The organism is Streptomyces varsoviensis (genome assembly GCF_000718635.1).
Taxonomy (GTDB): domain Bacteria; phylum Actinomycetota; class Actinomycetes; order Streptomycetales; family Streptomycetaceae; genus Streptomyces; species Streptomyces varsoviensis.
Window position 1 is genome coordinate 1 of record NZ_JOBF01000072.1, and the last position, 715, is coordinate 715.

Genomic DNA, 715 nt, shown 5'->3' on the forward strand with positions numbered 1-715 from the left:
CTGGGTACGTATGAATATGGCTGGGCCGATCCCGATGTGGCCGGTGCTTCGGCCCGGCGCGGGTTGTCGGAGGAGGTCGTTCGGGATATCTCGGCGAAGAAGAACGAGCCGGAGTGGATGCTGAAGCTGCGGCTGAAGGGTCTGAAGCTGTTCGACAGGAAGCCGATGCCGACGTGGGGGTCGGACCTGTCGGGGATCGACTTCGACAACATCAAGTATTTCGTGCGGTCCACGGAGAAGCAGGCGGCTTCCTGGGAGGATCTGCCGGAGGACATCAAGAACACCTACGACAAGCTGGGGATTCCGGAGGCGGAGAAGCAGCGGCTGGTGGCCGGGGTGGCCGCGCAGTACGAGTCGGAGGTGGTCTACCACCAGATCCGGGAGGATCTGGAGGCGCAGGGGGTGCTGTTCCTGGACACGGACACGGCGCTCAAGGAGCACCCGGAGATCTTCCAGGAGTATTTCGGCACGGTCATTATGTGCATTACGTGGAGGGGTGCACGGCGCCGATCTATTCGTCGGACTCGCTGCATTCGGCGGTGGTGGAGATCATCGTGAAGAAGGGCGGCCGGTGCCGGTACACGACGATCCAGAACTGGTCGAACAATGTGTACAACCTGGTCACCAAGCGTGCCGTGGCGTATGAGGGCGCGACGATGGAGTGGGTGGACGGGAACATCGGCTCCAAGGTGACGATGAAGTACCCGGCCGTCTA

General features: G+C 62.0%; 2 pseudogenes. Both read left to right on the top strand.

The annotated features are described in order from the left end of the window. A pseudogene (locus IF55_RS41560) lies at positions 1-354 on the top strand (Fe-S cluster assembly protein SufB); the annotation flags it as partial. Positions 355-488: 134 nt separating this feature from the next. Then, positions 489-715 (top strand): annotated as a pseudogene (locus tag IF55_RS41565) (SufD family Fe-S cluster assembly protein); the annotation flags it as partial.